Origin of the sequence: Fusobacterium sp. JB019 (assembly GCA_030673965.1) — a bacterium.
GTDB lineage: Bacteria > Fusobacteriota > Fusobacteriia > Fusobacteriales > Fusobacteriaceae > Fusobacterium_B.
Window position 1 is genome coordinate 55,674 of record JAUTCN010000005.1, and the last position, 20,943, is coordinate 76,616.

Annotated in this window: 16 protein-coding genes; 6 read left to right on the forward strand and 10 right to left on the reverse strand. The window is 26.8% G+C overall.

Annotation, left to right across the window (positions count from 1 at the left end):
- Window positions 1–39: 39 nt before the first annotated feature.
- The 6 genes from Q7K47_04525 to Q7K47_04550 all read right to left on the reverse strand — a co-directional run bounded on the left by Q7K47_04525 (window position 40) and on the right by Q7K47_04550 (window position 6,625).
- Window positions 40–504: a TspO/MBR family protein gene (locus Q7K47_04525; GenBank protein ID MDP0506479.1), complete on the reverse strand. Its 465-nt coding sequence runs from the start codon at window positions 502–504 to the stop codon at window positions 40–42.
- A gap of 88 nt (window positions 505–592) precedes the next feature.
- Window positions 593–1,201 (reverse strand): hypothetical protein, encoded by a 609-nt coding sequence (locus Q7K47_04530; protein MDP0506480.1) that lies wholly within the window; start codon window positions 1,199–1,201, stop codon window positions 593–595.
- A 138-nt stretch (window positions 1,202–1,339) separates the two neighbouring features.
- A complete protein-coding gene (locus tag Q7K47_04535) occupies window positions 1,340–2,197 on the reverse strand; it encodes a DMT family transporter (GenBank protein ID MDP0506481.1) in 858 nt (285 codons plus the stop codon).
- A 57-nt stretch (window positions 2,198–2,254) separates the two neighbouring features.
- Entirely contained in the window at window positions 2,255–4,084 is a 1,830-nt protein-coding gene (locus Q7K47_04540) for a nitrilase-related carbon-nitrogen hydrolase (GenBank protein ID MDP0506482.1), read from the reverse strand.
- Between the two features lie 85 nt (window positions 4,085–4,169).
- Window positions 4,170–5,561: a sodium/glutamate symporter gene (locus Q7K47_04545; GenBank protein ID MDP0506483.1), complete on the reverse strand. Its 1,392-nt coding sequence runs from the start codon at window positions 5,559–5,561 to the stop codon at window positions 4,170–4,172.
- A 137-nt stretch (window positions 5,562–5,698) separates the two neighbouring features.
- Window positions 5,699–6,625, reverse strand: a complete 927-nt coding sequence (locus Q7K47_04550; GenBank protein MDP0506484.1) for an alpha/beta fold hydrolase — start codon at window positions 6,623–6,625, stop codon at window positions 5,699–5,701.
- A gap of 306 nt (window positions 6,626–6,931) precedes the next feature.
- On the opposite strand from Q7K47_04550, the gene Q7K47_04555 reads away from it, so the two are divergent.
- Window positions 6,932–7,801, forward strand: a complete 870-nt coding sequence (locus tag Q7K47_04555) for a DUF6282 family protein (GenBank protein ID MDP0506485.1) — start codon at window positions 6,932–6,934, stop codon at window positions 7,799–7,801.
- A gap of 24 nt (window positions 7,802–7,825) precedes the next feature.
- On the opposite strand, the gene Q7K47_04560 is transcribed toward Q7K47_04555, so the two are convergent.
- A complete protein-coding gene (locus tag Q7K47_04560) occupies window positions 7,826–8,689 on the reverse strand; it encodes a MurR/RpiR family transcriptional regulator (GenBank protein ID MDP0506486.1) in 864 nt (287 codons plus the stop codon).
- Window positions 8,690–8,891: 202 nt separating this feature from the next.
- Between Q7K47_04560 and Q7K47_04565 the strand changes: the two genes are divergently transcribed.
- From Q7K47_04565 to Q7K47_04575, 3 genes are all read left to right on the forward strand, one after another.
- Complete coding sequence (locus tag Q7K47_04565; protein MDP0506487.1) at window positions 8,892–9,617, forward strand: GntR family transcriptional regulator; 726 nt, start codon at window positions 8,892–8,894, stop codon at window positions 9,615–9,617.
- A 127-nt stretch (window positions 9,618–9,744) separates the two neighbouring features.
- Window positions 9,745–11,343, forward strand: a complete 1,599-nt coding sequence (locus tag Q7K47_04570) for a PTS transporter subunit EIIC (GenBank protein MDP0506488.1) — start codon at window positions 9,745–9,747, stop codon at window positions 11,341–11,343.
- A 34-nt stretch (window positions 11,344–11,377) separates the two neighbouring features.
- Window positions 11,378–12,706 (forward strand): 6-phospho-alpha-glucosidase, encoded by a 1,329-nt coding sequence (locus Q7K47_04575; GenBank protein MDP0506489.1) that lies wholly within the window; start codon window positions 11,378–11,380, stop codon window positions 12,704–12,706.
- 41 nt (window positions 12,707–12,747) lie between these two features.
- Here the strand turns inward: Q7K47_04575 and Q7K47_04580 are convergent, their stop codons facing one another.
- The 3 genes from Q7K47_04580 to Q7K47_04590 all read right to left on the reverse strand — a co-directional run bounded on the left by Q7K47_04580 (window position 12,748) and on the right by Q7K47_04590 (window position 17,978).
- Complete coding sequence (locus Q7K47_04580; protein ID MDP0506490.1) at window positions 12,748–15,906, reverse strand: DEAD/DEAH box helicase family protein; 3,159 nt, start codon at window positions 15,904–15,906, stop codon at window positions 12,748–12,750.
- Window positions 15,907–16,044: 138 nt separating this feature from the next.
- A complete protein-coding gene (gene pcp, locus Q7K47_04585) occupies window positions 16,045–16,686 on the reverse strand; it encodes a pyroglutamyl-peptidase I (GenBank protein MDP0506491.1) in 642 nt (213 codons plus the stop codon).
- Window positions 16,687–16,778: 92 nt separating this feature from the next.
- Complete coding sequence (locus tag Q7K47_04590) at window positions 16,779–17,978, reverse strand: hypothetical protein (protein MDP0506492.1); 1,200 nt, start codon at window positions 17,976–17,978, stop codon at window positions 16,779–16,781.
- A gap of 228 nt (window positions 17,979–18,206) precedes the next feature.
- On the opposite strand from Q7K47_04590, the gene Q7K47_04595 reads away from it, so the two are divergent.
- Entirely contained in the window at window positions 18,207–19,718 is a 1,512-nt protein-coding gene (locus tag Q7K47_04595; protein MDP0506493.1) for an AbgT family transporter, read from the forward strand.
- A 9-nt stretch (window positions 19,719–19,727) separates the two neighbouring features.
- Window positions 19,728–20,933, forward strand: a complete 1,206-nt coding sequence (locus Q7K47_04600) for an amidohydrolase (protein ID MDP0506494.1) — start codon at window positions 19,728–19,730, stop codon at window positions 20,931–20,933.
- Window positions 20,934–20,943: the final 10 nt, after the last annotated feature.

Consider the following 20,943-nt stretch of genomic DNA (forward strand, 5'->3'; position numbering starts at 1 on the left):
AGAGTGAAATTAATTCACTCTATTTTTTTATTTATAAATTTAAGCGTTGAGTAAAACAATGTAATAATTTAAATATCCTGCAAAGCTTAACCAAATTATATATGGTAACTGTAAAACCCCTGCAAATTTATTTAGTTTAAAAAAATTGAATGTCATCCATATTACGCTTAGTAATAAGAACATATGTAAATAAAATCCTGGAATAATTAAATTGAATTTAAAAAATACAAATGGCCAAGCAAAGTTGGCTATTAATTGGATAAAAAAACTAGTTACTGCAAATTTATTTCTTCTTTTTTCAAGAATTAAATAAAATCCTATTCCCATAAAAGTATAAAGAAAAGTCCAGACCAATGGAAAAACAAAAGAAGGTGGAGCAAACTCAGGAAGAACAAGTTTCTCATATAATTCAACTGAATTTTGATTGAAAAATCCAGAAACCCCTCCAGATATAGCAGGGATTAAAAGACAAAAAAGAAACTTAGGTAAATTGAATTTTTTCATAAAAAGCCCCCTTAAATTAAAGTAATATAATTATATATATATTATACCCTAAAAAAATAAAATTACAAAATTATCTGTTTTAGCTACTTTATGAATTTAAATTTTTTAAAATATTTGATATAGCAATAGATGCAACTCCTTCTAATGCAGCATTTATTTTATTATAATCTTTAATATATTCATCTATTTCATAATGTTTGGTCTTTGAATTAAAAGTAGTAATGTTTTCAATGTCCTTAAAGACAATTTCATTATTATTGTCACTTATTTTAGCTTCAATAACCATTATAGGTTTTAGTTTTTTCGAAAGTCCTTGTCTTTGTCCGAAACCGTATAGTCTAACAATAAATTTTATTTCAAATTCTGAATTATCAGAATTATTTATTCCTGCTTTTTTTAATTCTTTGTTTGCTGATTTTAAAACAATATTTTCTATATTAATATTATTTTCTATCATAACTTTAATAAATTTTTCTTTTTTATTATCCATGCTATTTGCTAAAAAATCTCCAAGAAGACTATTTAATCCACCTTTTACACTACTTTGCATATCACTAAAAAACATATTATCTTTAATTATTACTGTTTTAGACAATTTTAATGACCTTGATTGTTTAAAGCTATTTAATTTTCTATTAGCAGGAGAACAACTGAATAGTGTTAAAGTTAATATTAATAATATAAAATTCTTTTTCATTTTATTTGCTCCTTTTTATAAGTTTAATAATTTTTTATTTTAAAAGTGATTATGATTATTTTAACACTGCAACTATATTTTAGTCAAAAAAAGTTATATTTAAAGTGAACTAATGTATAAACTTTTTTTAAAGAGAGATTATTTTTTTTCAGCTATAAAAGTTGATATTAAAATTAAACTTCCTCCACATAGTTGAAAGATATTGATAGGTTCTTTTAGATAAAATATAGATATAAAAACTGCAAATATAGGAGTTATGTAACTTAAGATTGCAACGCTTTGTCCAGGTATATTTTTAATGCAAGAAAAATAAATAAAAAAAGCAAATCCTGTATGTATAACTCCGATAACAATTAAATTTATTGATGAGATTATATCTAATCCTTTAAAATTAAAGTTTTCAAATATTAATAGATAAAATAGTAATATAATAATTGCAGAAAAAAATTGACCTAAAGTTTGTTCTAGAGAAAAAATATCTTCTAGAGATTTATTAATAATAATTACAACAGAATAACAAATAGCGGTTAGGAGGCCGTAGCAAATCCCTAAAGTGTGATTATATATAATGCTACTACTAGAATCATTGCTATTGTAAAAAATTAAAATCATACCAAATATAGAAATTAGAATACAAATTATTTTTTTTATGTCAGGTTCTTCTTTCAAGAATAAAATAGATAAAAAAAGCATAAAGATAGGAGCACAATAACAAGCAATAGTTGCTATTGAAAGAGTTGTATATTTATATGCTTGAAATAAAAAAAGCCAATTTAATCCTAGTAAAAAGCCTGAAGAAATTATTTTTCTTTTGTTATATATAATTTGTGTTAGAAAAATTTTTTTATTTTTGATTAAAGCTATAAAAACTAAAAATATAAATCCAATTATTGCTCTTATAAATGCTATTTTTCCAGAATCTAAATGTATTTTTTTTACAAAAACTCCAACAGTTGAAAATAATATGAGAATAAAAATAAATTTTAATTTATTCATGAAATCTCCTTTATAAAAAAGATAAGAAAAAATCTCGAGTTTCCTCGAGATATTAATCTATTCTTGAATTAGTTTAATGTAATAAGGGGTTCTTCTTGAAGAAATTAACTTTTCTTGATTGAACCACCATTTATTTTGCAAAGTTTCAAAAGTGAATATTAAAGTTTCTTCATCTTTATTAGAAGCAATAATAGGTTGATCAAGTCCATATAAAGGATCTAGTGTATAAAGACTACTTCTTCCTTTATAATTTTTCTTTGTTCCTACAAAGTTAGAAATAATAGTGTAAGCTTGAGAACTTAAAGCGGTAGAATCCCATAAAGTCATAGCTCCTTTAGGATATTTTTTAGCTGAAACGATTTTATTTATTTCCATATTGCTTCCGTATTGACCATACCAGGCTGAAGGGATAGCTATTATATCTGCTCTATTAATTGCTAAAACTCCTGATGCTTCGGGATACATGACATCTTCTCCAATTAAAATACCTACTTTTCCTAATTTTTCTGATTTGAAAACTGATAATTGATTTCCTTTAGTAGCCCATCTTTCATCTGTTTTACTTAAATGAGTTTTTTGATATGCACCGATTTTATTACCACTTTCATTAATGAAAATAGCACTGTTATATAACTTATCGTCTTGATTTTCTATTAATCCAAAAATTATACAAATATTATTTTCTTTAGCTAAATTAGAAAAATAATTGAAGGAATTATCATTTGCTTTTTCTGAAAGTTTTTTTATTTCTTCCAATTTCAAATTATCTGTTGGTCCGATTAAAGATAATTCAGGTAAAACAATAAGATTTATATTGTCATTTTTCTTTTTAGCTTTTTTGATTAGGTTAGAAACTTTTATTTTATTATATTCTTTATCTCCTACTTTAGGTTCATATTGTAAAGAAGCTGCTATAACTTTATTTGAATTTATATTTTTAGTGTAATCCCAAGGAGAAAGATAAAGCATTAAATCTTTATATAATTCAGGACGTCTTTTTTCTAGAGCTAATCTATTTTTATTATTATATTTTTTAGGGTCAATAGTTGCATAAATTATAGTAGATTCATCAATATCTTCTTCCTTTGTCATTAAGATAGGAGCTTCATTTAATTTTTTACCTTCTGGTGTCCAAATAGCACTTCCTCCTATCATATGAAACCCATTTTCTGTGTTTGATCTGTTAGCACTAACTACATAAAACCCATTTTGTTCTGCTCTTGCAGGTAAAGCAGAAATTGCTTGGGCTGATGAATTGGTAGGGAAAGCAAGAATATTAGCTCCTTGAATTCCTGCAAGGCGAGCACTTTCAAAATACGCGGAATCCATACAAATATTGATAGCTATTTTCCCTAAATTAGTTTCATAAACAGGAACTCCTAAATCTCCCCAAGCAGCCCAATGTTCTTCGCTTTCCCATTGGTGAGTTTTTCTATATTTTCCAATATATCCATTTGGTCCAACTAAGGCGGCAGAGTTATAATATAAATCTGTTGTTTTATCTATTTCTGGCATCCCAAAAATAATATAAGCATTGTATTTTTCGGTTAGCTTAGAAAATTTATCTGTGGTTTTACCAGGAAGAGAATCTACGAATGGTTTGATAGTAGATCTATTCTTATAGTAATAACCAGTTGTTGCCATTTCAGGAGCTACTACAAGTTTAGCTCCATTTTTAAAAGCTGTTTCAGTAACTTTTAATAAAGCATTTACATTTTTATCGAGTTCATTTAGTTGAGGGTTAAATTGAATGCTGGCCACTTTAAATGAGTTTTTAATTTTTTTATTATTTTCTTTTTTCTTGAAGCATCCAGAAAAAATAGATAGAAGAGTACATAAGATAAGTAAACTGAAAATTTTATTTTTTTTAATCTTAAAGTAGGTCATATAAATTCTCCTTTTATAGTTTTTAATTAACAATAAAGATGGATTTATATCCATCTTTATTGAGAGTATATATTTTTAAATTTGATTAATCATTAACTGCTGTAATTATTTCTGCTTCTCCTTCTCTTAATTGATTCATTGGCATTTTATAAGAACCATATTTAAATTTGCAAGTTAATAGCATTATAACTCCAATGGTAACAAGAACAGCTCCAACTGGGATTACACCCAAAGATACAGCAAAGACAGGAACCATAGTAACTATAAATAATTCAACTATAGATTGAAGAGTATATGCAGTTCCAAAATCACTTAATGTTCCACTTTTCATTTCAGGATCTACGATTCTTAAAAGAGTAACTCCAACTGCAACTACTCCAGTAATATATCCAAAAATAAATATAGATCTTTCAAACCAGAAGTTTCTAAATAATCTTCTACCTACAAAGAAAACTAAAATACATGGCCAAGCAATACCAACTGCAACAAGAACAAGGATAGGACCAATAAATTCTAATACAACTGATAATTTTATAGTAGCGATACCAAAAGCAACTAAATAATCAGTAACTCCACTGCCTGTTCTATCAATTATTCTTTTATCTACATATGTTCCATAACCAGTTTTATTTAAAATAGCTTGAATAAAAACTCCAACAATCATAGTAACACACATTAAAGGAACTTCTACTTTAGGAAAATAAGGTTTATATCCATAATAAATAGCATAACCTATTCCAGTAGTCATAAGTATTAAACCAATATGCCAAGCTAAAGGATCCATGGCCATAGGATGAACTGTTTCATCTCCCATTGTTTGTCTTTTTTCTAAAGGGATCATTCCTGTTTTACATTCTTGAGGTAAAGCACCTATACTTTTAACTAATCTTGTAGCGCCTTTTCTAGTAGCGTAGTTAATACAAATTATTCCACCAAAAATTCCACTTAAAAGACCTAAAGTAGCAAAAGTTTGACCTATTACAACTCCATCATTTCTACCAAGTAAGGTGTTAATAGTTCCTCCTATAGCAGCTGCATATCCGTGTCCGCCCATAAATCCTGCAGGAAGAAGAACTGCTATTTCAGAAAAGACATTTGGAAATAAGAAAATTACCAATGCACCACCTACTAAACAAGCTAATCCAAAACATAATATTTCACTAGACATATTTATTAAGAATGTGTCGCCTACTTTATGTACTGTTTCTTTTAAGCTAAACTTTTCTTGCTTACCTAAAAATATACCAGCAAATAAAACACAAACTAATAAATAAGGATAAGATCCTGTTTTACCACTGAATGGTAAAATGTTTAAAAATTGTGGACCTCCAAATAATCCTAGGAAACCGGCTACTAATGAAGAAGGAATATAATAATTTTGTAAAAATTTTATTTTACTTCTCATGATTTGTGCAATAAATAAAAGACCTGACATAATACTGAAATCTAACAACATTGAATACGGCGTGAAATTCATTTTTACCCCCTTGTTTTGTATAGTATAAACATCAAAAATATTAGATCTTAATATTATAGACAGAAGGAATATCAATATCTAATATCTTGATAAAGCTAGAATTTCTAGCTTTATCAAGGTGATTTTATTTATTTTAATTATTTAAGAAATTTAGCGAAGAAATTATCTAGATTATTCATTAATTCTAAGAATTTAGGATCTTCATCAAACATCCATTCATTATGTTTTCCTTCAACAAAGTATAACTCTTTAGGTTCATTTGCAATTTTATATGCTTCATCAGCTTCTATTCTGTCATGAAGTTCATTGTATTTTCCATGTCCTACAAATATTCCACATTTAAGTCTTTTTAAAGCATCTTCTACATTAAATCTAAAGAAAGAATCTGCTATTGCTGTTGACATTGCTGTAGGGAATGATTCTCCAGCATCACCATCGGCTATTTTATCTACTCCACCATTTATTTTTTTAAGAGTGTTATCTACATAGAAATCTCCAGATTCAGTAATATTAGGATAAGCAACATAAGGATGTCTCATAACTAAGTCACCAGTAGTAGCTCTAGTCATTTTATCTTCTTCTAACATTTCAAGTGCTCTATGATATTTATCATTTCCCATACCCATTCTCATCCAACGATCACCATCTACAAAAGAGTTAAGTGTAGCAACTACTTTAACAGTTGGTTCACGTCTAGCACATTCTATACAAACAGCACCTCCAACTCCCCAACCGATTAATCCTATTTTATCTTTGTCAATTTCAGGTTGAGCTTTAGCAAAGTTGATAGCTGCACAAATATCTTCAACTTCTCTTTCTAATGTAGTGTATTTCGCTATTCCTTCAGTTGGTTTAAATCCTCTATAATCAAACCCTATACAAATGTAACCTTTTTTTACTAAGTTTCTTGAGAATAGTTCAGGGTAAACTACTTTTATTCCTGTCCATCCTGAGTTAGCGATAACTACTGGTCTTTTTTCTCCTTCTTTGTAATCATCTGGATAATAGATAGATCCTAAAACTTTGTCACCTTCACTGTAAAAAACTACGTCTTTTTGTTTCATTTACATCACTCCTTGTTTGAATTATTTTCATTTTTATATTTGGTTTCTTTTGATACATCTATTAAATCACAGCTAAAAGAATTTGTCAAACCTTTTTTTGATAAAAAAGTTTTTAAAAACTTTTTTATGCTTCTTTCTTTTCTTTTTTTGGGCAGTTACCTTGGGAAAATTTATAAAATAAATTTTAGAATATTTATTTATTTTATAGATTATGTTATGATAATTTTAGATAAAGGTTTAATTAAAAAAATTCCTTTTTATATTTGATTTCTTTTGATGATAAAAAATATAAAAAGGAGATTAATTATGAAAGAAAAAAATAAGGATATTATAAAAAGATTATTAGAAGGAGCCTATGATCTTCATACTCATACAGAACCTTCTGCTTTTAATCGAGCTTTGGATGATTTTGATTTAGTTAAAGAAGCAAATGAATTTAAGATGGCAGGAGTTTTAATAAAGAGTCATTATGAACCTACTCAGTCAAGAGCAGCTTTAGTGAATTTAAAGAGTAACTTAAAAACAAAAGCTTACGGGGGAATAGTTTTAAATTGGCCAAATGGAGGATTAAATCCTTACGCAGTAGAAAATGCTTTGAAAACTGGAGCAGTTATAGTATGGATGCCCACAAGGGATTCTGAAAATTGTTTAAAGTATGGGGATATGCCTGGAGATTTTTTTAAAAGACCAGGAATTTCAGTATTAGAAAAAAAAGGAAAATTAAAACAAGAAGTTTATGAGATATTTAAAATAATGAAAAAATATAATGGATATTTAGCAACAGGACACTTAAGTGTCGAAGAATCTATTTTATTATGTGAAGAAGGAAGAAAATTAGGAGTTAATATGATTCTTACTCATCCTGAATGGCAAAGAACGATGATTGATGGAGAAACTCAAAAATATTTATCTAGTTTAGGAGTTTTAATAGAAAAGAATTGGTTAAATATTGCAGAACAATCAGTAACAGCAAAGGAAATGGCAAATAATATTAGAAGTGCAGGATTTGAAAATGTATATCTTTCAACAGATAGAGGTCAAAATGGTTTTGAAACACCAGTTTATGGAATGATGAAATTTATAGAAGTTTTACTTGAAGAAGGATTTACAGAAGAAGAAATTAGAACAATGGTTCAAGAAGTTCCTAAATTAATTGTAAATAGAATATCAAAATAAAAAGTCGCTATTAAGCGACTTTTTTTATGCTTTAGATTCCCAAATGAATAAATCTAATTTATCTAAATCTTTTTCTAATTTTTCAATATTTTTAGTTGATTCAGGAATTGTTTGTTTAGCAAGTTCAGCAACTAATGTTTCAACAATTACCAAAGCTGGTAAATTTCCAAGAGGACTATGGACCGAATTTGTATCAATAACTATATCTGCAAATTTAGCGATTGGATTTAAAGTTGTATTTGTAACTAATATGATTGGTATTTTTCTTTTGTGACAAATTTCAGCTAATTTAACAGTTTTTTTAGTACATGGCCAAATAGAAAAAACAACTAAAGTTTCATTTTTTTCAATTCTTAGAGCTCGATCATAAAGATAACTGTCATCAGTACTGAGTTGTCTTACTTTAGGATAAAATCTATTGACAGAAGCTTCCATATATAAACTTACAGGTCTAGAAGATCTAAGTCCTAGCAGATTAATCCATTTAGAATTAATCATTAATTTTATAGAATTGTTTATTTCTTCAATATTCTTAGGGGTTATAAAATTTTCTATTGTGTGAATGGTTTCATAACAAGTGGTAGTTAGAGGATCAGATTCTTCTCCTTTAACAATATGTTTAAAATTTTCTTTTATACTTCCATAAGAAGACATGGTATTTTTTAGCGAATATTCTAAAAAAGCATTTTTAAAATCATTATAAGATTCAAATTTAAGTAATTTCATAAATCTCATTACTGTTGTGGTAGCAACTCCTGCAGCTTCGGCAACTTCAGATGCAGTCATCATTCCAATTTCTTTGTAATTTAGAACAATATAGTCACATAATAACTTTTGTTTTTTGGGTACGACATCTTTAATTTCCATAATCTTTTCTATTATATCCATGGTTATTTAAACATAAATTAATTATGTTATCCTCCTTTGTTATAAAATATTAAACTAATTAAAGCCATTATAACATTGTAATAATATTTTAGTCAAAAAAAGTTAAAATAAAATTATAAAAATAAATATTAGTTGATAACTTATAGCACGTATAGTATAATTTTTATTAGATGGTATAATTTTAGTATTACTAGGAGGAAAAATGATAAATAAAAATTCTTCAGTTCCTTTGTATATACAGCTTGAAATCTTAATAAAAGATTATATAAAAACTAAAGAGATAAATCAAGGAGAAATAATTCCCTCTGAGAATGAATTATCTAAAAAATATAAAATAAGTAGGATGACCGTAAAAAAAGCATTAGATAATTTAGAAATAAAGGGAATTGTAGAAAGAAAAAAAGGAATAGGAACGTTTGTAAAATTTGAAGAAAAAAAGATAGAACTACCATTAAATAAAATAAATGGATTTAGTGAGAAAGTTATATCTATGGGATTAACTCCTGAAAATGAAGTTTTAAAATTTGAAGAAAAACATCCAGAGTATAAAATTTCAAAGGCGTTAGATATTCAAGGTAAAGAAAAGGTTTGGTATATGGAACGACTTAGAAAAGTTGAAGGGGTAGCAGCAGTTTTTGAAAAAAGTTATATAAGAAAAAAAATATTGCCAAATTTAAAAAAGAAAGATTTATATAAATCTAAATTTAATTACATAGAATTAAAAGGTTTGGAAATAGAAAAAAGTGAAAGGGAAATAATTGCAAAAATTCCTGAAGATGATATTGCAAATATTTTAGAGCTAAAAAGGAACGAACCAGTATTAGTAGCTGAATCTGTAACATATTTAAAAAATGGAGAAATTTTAGAATATTCTGAAATTTTTTACAATCAAAGAAAGTATAAATTTAAGTTGATAGCAAGAACATAGAGACCTCTTAGAGAACACTAAGAGGTTTTTTTATACTCTAAAATCAAAAAAATAGTTGACAAAAAATAATAAATGTTATATCATCCTTGTATAGACAACTATACAAATAATAAAAAAGAGGTGGGACATGAAGAAAAGAGTAGGGGACTTTTTACAAAAACTAGGAAAATCTCTAATGATGCCAATATCGATAATAGCAGCAGCAGGAATTTTTCTAGGATTAGCAGCAGCTTTACAAAATCCACATATTGTTGGAAATTTTGCGAATATTAAAATGATACAAATTGTAATAGGATTTATAAGAAAAGTATCAGGAAGTTTATTTGGAAATCTTCCAATATTATTTGCAATATCTGTAGCAATTGGGCTTGCTAAAGATGAAAAACCAACAGCAGCTTTTTCTGCAGTAATAGGTTTTATAGTTATGAATGTTGGAATTAATTATGCACTTAAAATATCAGGAATAACTCCTGGAACTGTTAATGTACAGGCACTTGTAAATTCTGGAATGGGAAAAGAAGCGGCAATTATGTATAATTCTCAATTCGGATATGAATTAGGAATATTTACTTATAGAACAAATGTATTTGGAGCAATTATATCAGCAATTATAACAAGTAAATTACATAATAAATATTATACTGTAAAATTACCAGATGCTTTAAATTTTTTCGGTGGGAAAAGATTTGTACCAATTATAACAGTAATAGTAATGTCAGTAGTAGGAGTTGTAATGGCAAATGTTTGGCCATTTATAGGAAAAGGAATAATAGGAGTTGGGACAATAATTCAAAAGACAGGAATAATAGGAACTTTTATATTTGGTTTTACAGAAAGAATATTGATACCAACAGGACTTCATCATATATTAAATCAAACAGTTAGATTTACTCCAATAGGAGGAGTTTATAATATGGGAGGACATCAATTTGTAGGAGCATTATCTATATTCAATGGAGCATTAGCAAATCCAGGAATGATACCAGATGAAATTGTAAAAAATGCAACTAGATTTTTATGTCAAGGAAAGATACCTGTTATGATGTTTGGACTTCCAGCTGCTGCAATGGCAATGCTAAGTTGTGCTAAGGATGAAAGTTCTAGAAAAAGAGCTAAAGGGCTTTTAATAGCAGGAGCATTAGCAAGTTTTGCAACAGGAATTACAGAACCATTAGAATTTGCGTTTATATTTATATCTCCAATATTATTTTTATTTCATGCAGTGTTATTTGGGTTATCATTTATGCTTATGAATTTATTTGGAGTAATGATAGGAAATGTTCAGGGAGGAGTAATTGATTTTCTAGTATTTGGTGTTTTAAGAGGGATGGATACTAATTGGATTTATACTCTGCTTTTAGGATTAATATATATCCCTGTTTATTATTTTGGCTTTAAATTTATAATAAATAAATATGATTTAGCAACTCCAGGAAGAGAAGAAGAAACTTTAAAAGAAAAAGAAGAAGAAATAAATATAAATGTAACTAGTGAAATAGAAAGTGAAATAATAGTTGGACTAGGTGGAAAAGAAAATATAAAAAATGTAGATAATTGTTTTACAAGACTTAGAGTTGATTTAGAAGATATTTCAAAAGTAGATGAAATATTACTTAAAAAAACAGGTGCAGCAGGAATTTTTAAAATGGAAAATCATGTTCAAGTAATATATGGACCAAAAGTAGAAAAAATAGCTTTAGATGTAAAAAGACTATTAATAAAATAATATAAAAATTAATAAATATTTAGGAGGCATTAAAATGGATAATAAAAAATTTACAGTTGCTATAGCAGGTGGAGGAAGTACTTGGACACCAGGATTATTAAAATCTTTATGTAAAAGAAAGGATACATTTCCATTAAAAAGAGTAGTATTATATGATAACAATGAAGACAGACAAAGAACTATTGGAGAATTTGCAAAAATTTTATTTAAAGAAGAGTATCAAGGGGTAGAGTTTGAATATACAACATCTCCTGAGGTTGCTTTTAAAGATGTCGATTTTGTATTCTGTCAAATTAGAACAGGTGGATATAAAATGAGGGAATTAGATGAAAAAATTCCATTAAGTCTTGGAGCAATAGGTCAAGAAACTTGTGGGGCAGGTGGTTTTGCTTATGGAATGAGATCAATTAGAGACATGATAGAACTTGTAAATTTTATAAGAAAACAATCTCCAAATGCATGGATATTAAATTATACTAATCCAGCAGCAATTGTTGCAGTAGCTTTAGAAAAACAATTTCCTAATGATAAAAAAATATTAAATATTTGTGATCAACCTATAAATTTATTAAGATCTTACGGAAGATTACTTGAGATGAATTCTAGAGAATTTGAACCTGTATATTTTGGATTAAATCATTTTGGATGGTTTACTCATTTATATGATAAAACAGGAAAAGATTTAATACCTAGAATAAAAGAAATAACTTTAGAAAGAGGGTTTATACCAGCTGATGCTGAGCAAAGAGATCAGTCTTGGTTAGATACTTATGCAATGGTAAGAGATATGGTTGTTGATTTCCCAGATTATTTACCTAATACTTATTTACAATACTATTATTATCCAAATTATAAGTGTAATAAATTAGATCCGAAATACACTAGAGCTAATGAAGTTATGGATGGAAGAGAAAAGAGAGTTTTTGAAGAATGTAGAGAAATAATAGAAAGAGGATCTATGGGGGACACTAATGTTGTTCATAATGATGCTCATGCAGATATGATTGTAGAAATAGGAGAATCAATTGCATTTAATGAAAATAGAATATATATAGTAATAGTTAAAAATAATGGTTTAATTTCAAATGTAGATGATAATGCAATGGTTGAAGTTGCAGCTACATTAGGATTTAATGGTCCAAGACCATTTGGAGTTGGAAAAGTAGGAACATTCTATAAAGGATTAATCGAACAGCAAAACGCATATGAACAATTAACTTCTGAAGCTTGGTTTGAAGGATCTTATGGTAAAGCATTGCAAGCACTAACAATAAACAGAACTATTGTAGATGCAAAAAAAGCAAGAAAAATATTAGACGCATTAATAGAAGCAAATAAAGATTACTGGCCAAAACTAAAATAGAAAATAAAAAAACCTTCAATTTATTTTGAAGGTTTTTTTATTTAAATATTTTTATATTGAAGGAGTTCTTCAGGAATTTGATTTTCTAATTTTAAAAATATTTTATGATTAAATTTAAATTTATTTTTATCTTTGGTGGGATGAGTAATTACTGAAGATATTTCATCAACATGAATTTTTCCTAAATTAAAGTAAGAGGTATTACTGTATCCTAGATGAGGAAATTTAGCACAAATTAATAAATCATATCCATTTTTAATTAAATTTATTTTTTCTTTAGCTTTTTCTTCAGTTGAAGATTCTTGGGTCATATAAACTATTCTTTTGAAATTATCGATATAATTATCATGAAAAGTTTCTTTGGCACTTACATTTATAATGCAATAAAATCTTTTTTGGATGTGGTCAATTCTTTCTCCTATGGAATTCATGTAACAATCATTTGCATTGGAGTTAAAAAGAAATTCTCCTTTGTTTACTAGTTCAAATGGTTTCATTTTGTAGTTTGGGCGATTTGATAATTCATTAAATAATTCGATATGTTCTAGAAAAAGTAAATAAGCATTTCTTTTTTTTAATTCATAAATTATTTCATCAGTAAGGGAAAGAGTTTTATTATATTTAAAAATATCAACAAAATTATTTCCTTTTTTAAAATAATCACTATTAATAGCAGTTTTTTTACCATTTGTTTTTTTAGGAATTAAAGTTTTTATAAGAGTTTCATTAGAAGTTTTATTTCCTTTTAAAAGAGAAACATATTCTTTTAAAATTTTTTGATTATAACCTCTAAATGTAAATTGAGTAATAAGACCAAAAAATTTTTCAAGAAATTTATCATTTTTAGAGATATTGTATTTTTTCACATAATAATCTATAAAAGGCTCATAAAAATTTTTACAAAGCAATTGTAAAAGATTTAATTCTTTAAAGTTAGGGTTTTTATATAGTTCGACAAGTGAAGGAATAATTTTAAATCTAAATAATTCATTTCTAAATTTTTCTTTTAGCTTTGATTCCACTTTAAAATTATTCGAAATAGATTTAATAATATTTTCCATAGCTTTTTCTTCAATATGAACATTTATAAAAGGAGATACTGTTTGGAATTTTTTATTAGCCTCTTTAAAAAGAATTCTTTTATCAGCAGTTGTATTTCCAGTTAAAACTTCAGCAATAGAGTAATTATTGTTGGAATTTCCAATAATATCAAAGACAGTAACGTATTTATGTGGATCTTGTGTTTTTCGAAGTCCTCTTCCTAATTGTTGTAAATATATAATAGATGATGTTGTATTTCTAAGCATGAATATAACATTTATTTCAGGGATATCAATTCCTTCATTAAATTGGTTAACTACACATATTAAATTAAGGTTATTGTTATCATTTTTAAGATTTTGTATATGAACTTCTGTTTCTTCTCTTGAAGAATGTTCGCTTGTAATCGCGATACTTTTAATTTTTAAATTATTTAATTCAGTAGATAATTTTTTAGCTTCTGAGATATTAGAACAAAAAACAATTCCTTTTAATTTTTTACCAAAATGTCCTTTTTCATTTAATTGAAATTTCATAAAATTAGCTAGCTCATAATAATTAAATTTTTCATTTGCATCTAGTAATTTATTTTGGAGATTTAATCCGTAATAAGTAAAAGGACATACTAATTGATGATTCATTGCATCAAGCAATCTAATTTCATAAGGTATTGTATATTCGAAAATCTTAAATAAAAATTTAGGATCCTTTGTTCTTTCTGGTGTAGCTGTAATTCCAAGTGTAAATTTAGGAGTAAAGTATTTAATGAGAGAATGATAATGAGTTTTTTCTCCAATTTTATGAGCTTCATCATATATTATATAGTCGAAATAATCATTAGGATATTTTTTATAAAGATGATTATATGCTGTTTTATCAGTTGTGAAAATAAATTGACTACTTTTTATTTCGTTTGTATTTGAAGAATTTAATTCAATTAATTTGTTATCAGGAAAAACTTTTTTATAGGTTTCATAAGCTGATGAAAGAATTAAACGGTTGTGAACTAAAAATAAAACTTTTTTAGATTTTGTCTGTTTCACATCAAATGCAGAAAGATAAGTTTTACCAGTACCAGTTGCTGCGATAATTAATCCTTTATTAGAATATTCACGATAGTTTTCTAATTCAGATAATGCTTTTCTTTGCATATAGTTAGGTATAATTTTGTTTTTTAAATAAAGCGTAGAAATTTGTTTGTCTAGTTTCTTTTTTTCATAAAATATTTTAGAATATTCTTCTATAAATTCTTTTTTTATAAATTTTGAACAAGGATCATTCCAAAGATTATTAAAAATATTATGATGCTCTTCAATAAGCGAACCATTATTTTCAGTATTTATTTCAACAATCATTTCATGAGCTAGTCCAAAAGCTCGAGCAGAAATATTAGAACTTCCCACAAGAATTCGACTTTGATTCTTTTTTTCGCCAAAAAAAGTTTTTAAATGAAAGCCTTTACTATCAGAAGTAGGAGAATAAATTTTAGTTTGAAGAGGTAATTCTAAAAGCTTTTTTAAAGATAGGGGATCACTTACCATTCCTTCTGTGGTAACAAGAATTCTACTACTTTTATCAAATTTTTCTAATTCTTTATAAATAAGAGAAAGTCCTGACCATACAATATAGCTAACAGCTATATCAATTCTTTTTGAGGAATACAATAAATCTAAAATTTTATCTTTTATATTTTTAGTTTCAGTATTTATTATAAAGCTTGGGTTGTAAATAAAAGAATCTATTGATTTGTTAAATAAGGATTTTTCAACAGCTTGTTTATTAATTAGACTTTCTACAATTGGGATATCAGCTTCTGCCCAATCTAAATTTTTTAATTCTTTTAATGGCAACCATTTATAATCTAAATGCTCTTTTAATTTTAGACTTATAGAATTAAGTTCACATAGATATGAGTGCATGGTTATAGAAAAAGTATCGTAGTTATGATTTATAGTTTTAAATAAAGGTCCAATTTTAACATTTAAATTTAACTCTTCTAAAAGTTCCCTTTTTAATGCATTTTTTTGACTTTCTCCAGGTTTTATTTTTCCACCTGGAAATTCCCATTTTTTAGCTAAAGGTCCTGAAGCTTTTCTTTGGGCACAAAAATATTTGTTTTTGTATTTTAATATTGCTGCAACAACTTCTATATTTTTCATAGTATTCTCCTAAATTTAATACAAGGTTATTAAAAATTATAAATATATTATACAATATTTTTTTATAAAATACTTTTATTATATTGTTATAATAAGCATTAAAAAAGGCTCCTTATAATTTTATAAGGAGCACTTTTTTTAAAATTCTTTTCCGCCTGTTATTTTTATATCTTGATCATTTTCAATAATTCCTCTAATGGCAGCTTCTAGTCCTTTAACTATTAGATTAAGATCCATAGAAGGAGTATTAGGTTTATCTAAAACTTGTTTTGGAATATAAGGAACATGTATAAATCCTCCTTTTTTAGTTACAGAATATTTATCTATATTGTATAATAATCCATACATAAGATGGTTACATACAAAAGTTCCAGCAGAATTAGATATAGAAGCAGGAATATTTTCATTTTTTATATATTCTACAATAGCTTTAATAGGAAGAGAGGAGAAATAGGCATTATCTCCATATTCATATATTTTACTATCAATAGGTTGATTTCCTTTATTGTCTTTAATTCTCGCATCATTTAAATTAATAGCTATTCTTTCTACAGTGATATCAAATCTTCCTCCTGCTTGTCCAATGCAAAGAACAATTTCAGGTTTATATTTTTCAATTCCATCTAAAAGGACTTTTATGGACTCGTTAAAAATTGTTGGAATTTGTAACTTAAAAATTTCAGCTTCATTGATTCTTGAAGGAAGTAATTTAACTCCTTCCCAAGCAGGATTAATAGATTCTTTTTCAAAAGGATCAAATCCAGTAACTAATATTTTCATAACTGCCTCCTTTAATAAAAAATAAATATAATCATCAATTTAATTATACCTTAAAAATTTAAATAAACAAAAAGTCGCATAATTGCGACTTTTTAAAATGTTAAAATATATTTTTTTTGTGGTCTGCCTCTAGGGATTTTTTTAATAATATGTTGAGCGAGATTATTGCTTTCTAATTTTAATAAAATTCTTGCAGCAGTTCTTTCAGTTGTACTTAAGTAGTTAGCTAAATCTTTTATTGATAAAGCTTTATTTGCTTTAAATACTTCAATTAATCCAAGAGCTCTTTTCCCTGTTATATTAATTTCTTTTAATTTTTCAAAAATTAGTAAGTTATCTTCTTCATCTGCAATAAAAGTTTTTAGAGTAGTTATTTTGTTTTCTTCAACTAAACATAAAACATTTCCATCAGAGTCTATATTTTTTTGATAAGATTTTTCAGCATAAATCCTAGCTAAATTTATACTAGATCCACCTCCAAAACCGATATTAATATCAAAAGAAGATAAATTTTTTAAAAGTTTTTCTATGTTATAACTATAGAAATCTTTTTTTAAAGTAAGTATTTCAAATTCTTTCTTTTTTGGTTCACTAATAATTCCATTAAAATTATTAGCTAAAATTTTTCTAACTTCTGTAATGTTTTTCTTCACTAAAATTTTAATTAATATTATTTCTTTTTTTTCTGAATTTTTTGCTTTTAAATCAATTATAACTGAATTTACAATATTTCTGATTGTGTTTTTAGATGGGAATAAAAATATATAAGGCATATTGATTTCTTCTAAAAATTTAAGCATATTACTTATTCTTGTTATAACTAAATTTACTTTTTTCCCCTGCTGAAGTTTTAAATAGTTTTTCTTTAAAATATCATATAATTCTACACTGCTGTAGTCAAGAGGACAAAAAATAGGTTCTTTTTCATTAGTAAAAGTATCTTCTAACCATTCTTTTTTATCTGAAGATGATATGAAATCAATGTATACTTTCGAAAAATCGATATTAGGATTGCTTTTTAATACATCAAATAAACACCGATATAATTCATATTTATCTATTTCAATATAGTAGACAGGCGTTATTAATTTAGCATTAGTGGTTATAATTTCATATCCTATGGGGCCACTTGTTATAACAGCGTCATATTTATGAGCAACTTCTATATAAATATTTTTAAGTTGTTGCAAGTCATCATAAACTATATATTCTATTTTTTGTTCAATACCAATTAAAGCTTCTTTAACATAATTTTTTGAATTTTCAGGAGTCAATATAAGTAATTTTAGCATTCTATACCTCCTCAATATTTTTAATAAACGTTTTACTAAATTATATACTAAAAAAAGAAAATAGTCTACTGAATAAGTTTTAATTATTAGTATAAAATCATATCTTTTTTTAAAACGAAAAATAAAAACATTGACAAATAAGACTTAGTAATATATAATCGTAGCATTAAAAACAAGATGTCTTTAAAAATGTCTTAAAAGATCAAAAAGTACAGGGAGGTTATAATTATGGGAGTAACACTGAAAAAGAAGCATAGTTTTTTAGATTGGGTAGAAAAGACAGGGAATAGAATTCCTCATCCTTTTATATTGTTTAGCATTTTAACACTTAGTGTAATTATTATTTCAGCTATTTGCAATGTAATTGGATTAGAAATATTAGATCCAGTTAGTGGAAAAATGATAGGAATTAAGAATTTACTTTCAAGTGAAGGAATTCTTTTTATTTTGAAAAATTTAATTAAAAACTTTACTGGATTTGCACCACTTGGTTTAGTTTTAGTTATGACTTTAGGTATTGGACTTGCTGAAAAAGTTGGCTTTGTATCTTCTCTTATGAGAAATACCATCTTAAATAGTTCTCCTAAAATTATAACTTTTATGATTATGATGATAGGAATTTGTGGAAATATAGCGTCAGATGCTGCCATAGTTGTAATTCCAGTGATATCAGCATTTATATTTTTATCTTTAAATAAGCATCCATTAGCAGGGATTGCAATAGGTTATGCTGCAACAACAGCTGGTTTTAGTGCTAACTTAATAATTGCTGGAACAGATGCCTTATTATCAGGAATTTCAACAGAAGCAGTTCATATAGTTAATCCTAATATGTCTGTATCAGTAGTTTCTAACTGGTATTTTATGATAGTTTCTACTTTTTTATTAGCGATTGTAGGTACTTTTGTTTCTGAAAAAATTATTGAGCCAAGATTAGGAGAATATAAAGGAAGTAAAAAAATAGAACAAGAAGAAGTAAGTCCTTTAGAAAAGAAAGGATTAAGAGTTGCAGGAATATTATCTCTTGCTTATATAGTTCTTATAGGAATAGCAGTTTATCCTAAAAATAGTTTTTTTAGAAATCCAGTAACTCATTCTTTATTAAGATCACCATTTTTAAAATCAATCATACCATTACTTTTAGTGTTATTTTTGATTTGTGGTATTTCTTATGGTGTTATTGTTGGGAAAATTAAATCATCTGGAGATGTTCCAAGATATATGGGATTAGCTATAAAAGATATGTCTTCTTATATAGTTTTAGTATTTATGATTGGTCAATTTATAGCATTTTTTAAATGGAGCAATATGGGATATGTTATTGCTGTTGCAGGAGCAAATTTTTTAAAAAGTATGAATATTAGTGGAGTTCCTTTATTTATAGCTTTTATTCTTTTATCAGCATTTATAAATTTGTTTATAGGAAGTGGATCTGCAAAGTGGGCATTATTAGCTCCTATATTTATTCCGATGTTTTATTTCTTAGGATATAATCCAGCATTAACACAAGTTTTGTATAGAGTTGGAGATTCTACAACAAATATTATATCGCCATTATTTCCTTATATGCCTATAATATTAGCTTTAGCTCAAGAATATGATGAAGAATCAGGAATGGGAACTATGATATCTTTAATGCTTCCTTATTCAATAGGAATGTTAATTATGTGGGTTATTTTAGCCATTGTTTGGTTTAGTTTAAATATTCCATTAGGACCAGGAGTAACAATGTTTATTTAGGAGGGAATTATGAAATTTTCTGAAATAGAAGAAGTGATAGATAGTTATATTGAAGAAGTAATTTGTTTTAGAAGAGATTTACATGAATATCCTGAGCTTGGAGGGAAAGAAAAAAGAACTCCTTTGAAAGTTTTGGAAGCCTTAAGAAGGTTACCTTTAGAAATAAAAGAAAATGTTGGAGCGAACGGTATCGTAGCCAATTTATTTGGAAATGAAAAAACCGGAAATAAGAAAACTATACTTATTAGGGGAGATATGGATGCGTTGCCTATTCAAGAAGAAAATAATTTGACTTTTATTTCAAAAAATAAGGGAGTTATGCATGCTTGTGGCCATGATATGCATACTTCAATGGTACTTGGAACGGCAATGGTTCTTTCAAAATTTAAAGACAAATTAAAAGGTAATGTTAAATTTATGTTTCAACCTGCAGAAGAATGCTCTCCAACTGGAGGAAGTAGAGGGATGATGGATGCAGGGCTGTTAATAAATCCTAGTGTTGATGAAGCTTATGCTTTGCACGTATATAATAGTCCTGTGGGAAGTATTTCTTTTAGACCTGGAGTCGCAAATGCAAAATCAGATGCAATTCAGATTCATATAAAGGGAAAAAGTAGTCATGGATCTATGCCATCTCAAGGTAGAGATGCTATTGTAACAGCAGCTAATATTATTATGGCAATTCAAACTATAGTTAGTAGAAATTTAGAGTCAGGAGAAAATGCAGTTGTTACAATTGGAAAAATGTCAGGTGGAAATAGGTATAATGTGATAGCTGATTATGTTATACTAGAAGGGACAGTAAGAGTTTTTAGTGATGAATCAGCATTAATTATAAAAAAGAGATTACACAAACTTGTTAATGATATTTGTTCTGCTTATGGATGTGAGGGTAAATTAATTTATAAAGATGGGTATGATTTTATGTATAATGATTTAGAACTTTCAAAAGAGGTTATAAATTCACTTACTCCATTAATAGGAAGGGAAAATATTGAAATACAAAAGACTCCTTCTCCAGGAGGAGAAGATTTTTCTTTTATAACTAAAAAAGTTCCTTCTGTATTTATGTGGATTGGAACAGAGTCAAACATTAATGAAGGAAAATGCATTCTTCATAATCCTAATTTTATAGCTGACGAGGCTACTTTAAAAGAAGGAATAAAAATTTTTACTAAAATAATATTAGATAGATTTAAAAATTTAGAAGATTAGAGGAGAATTT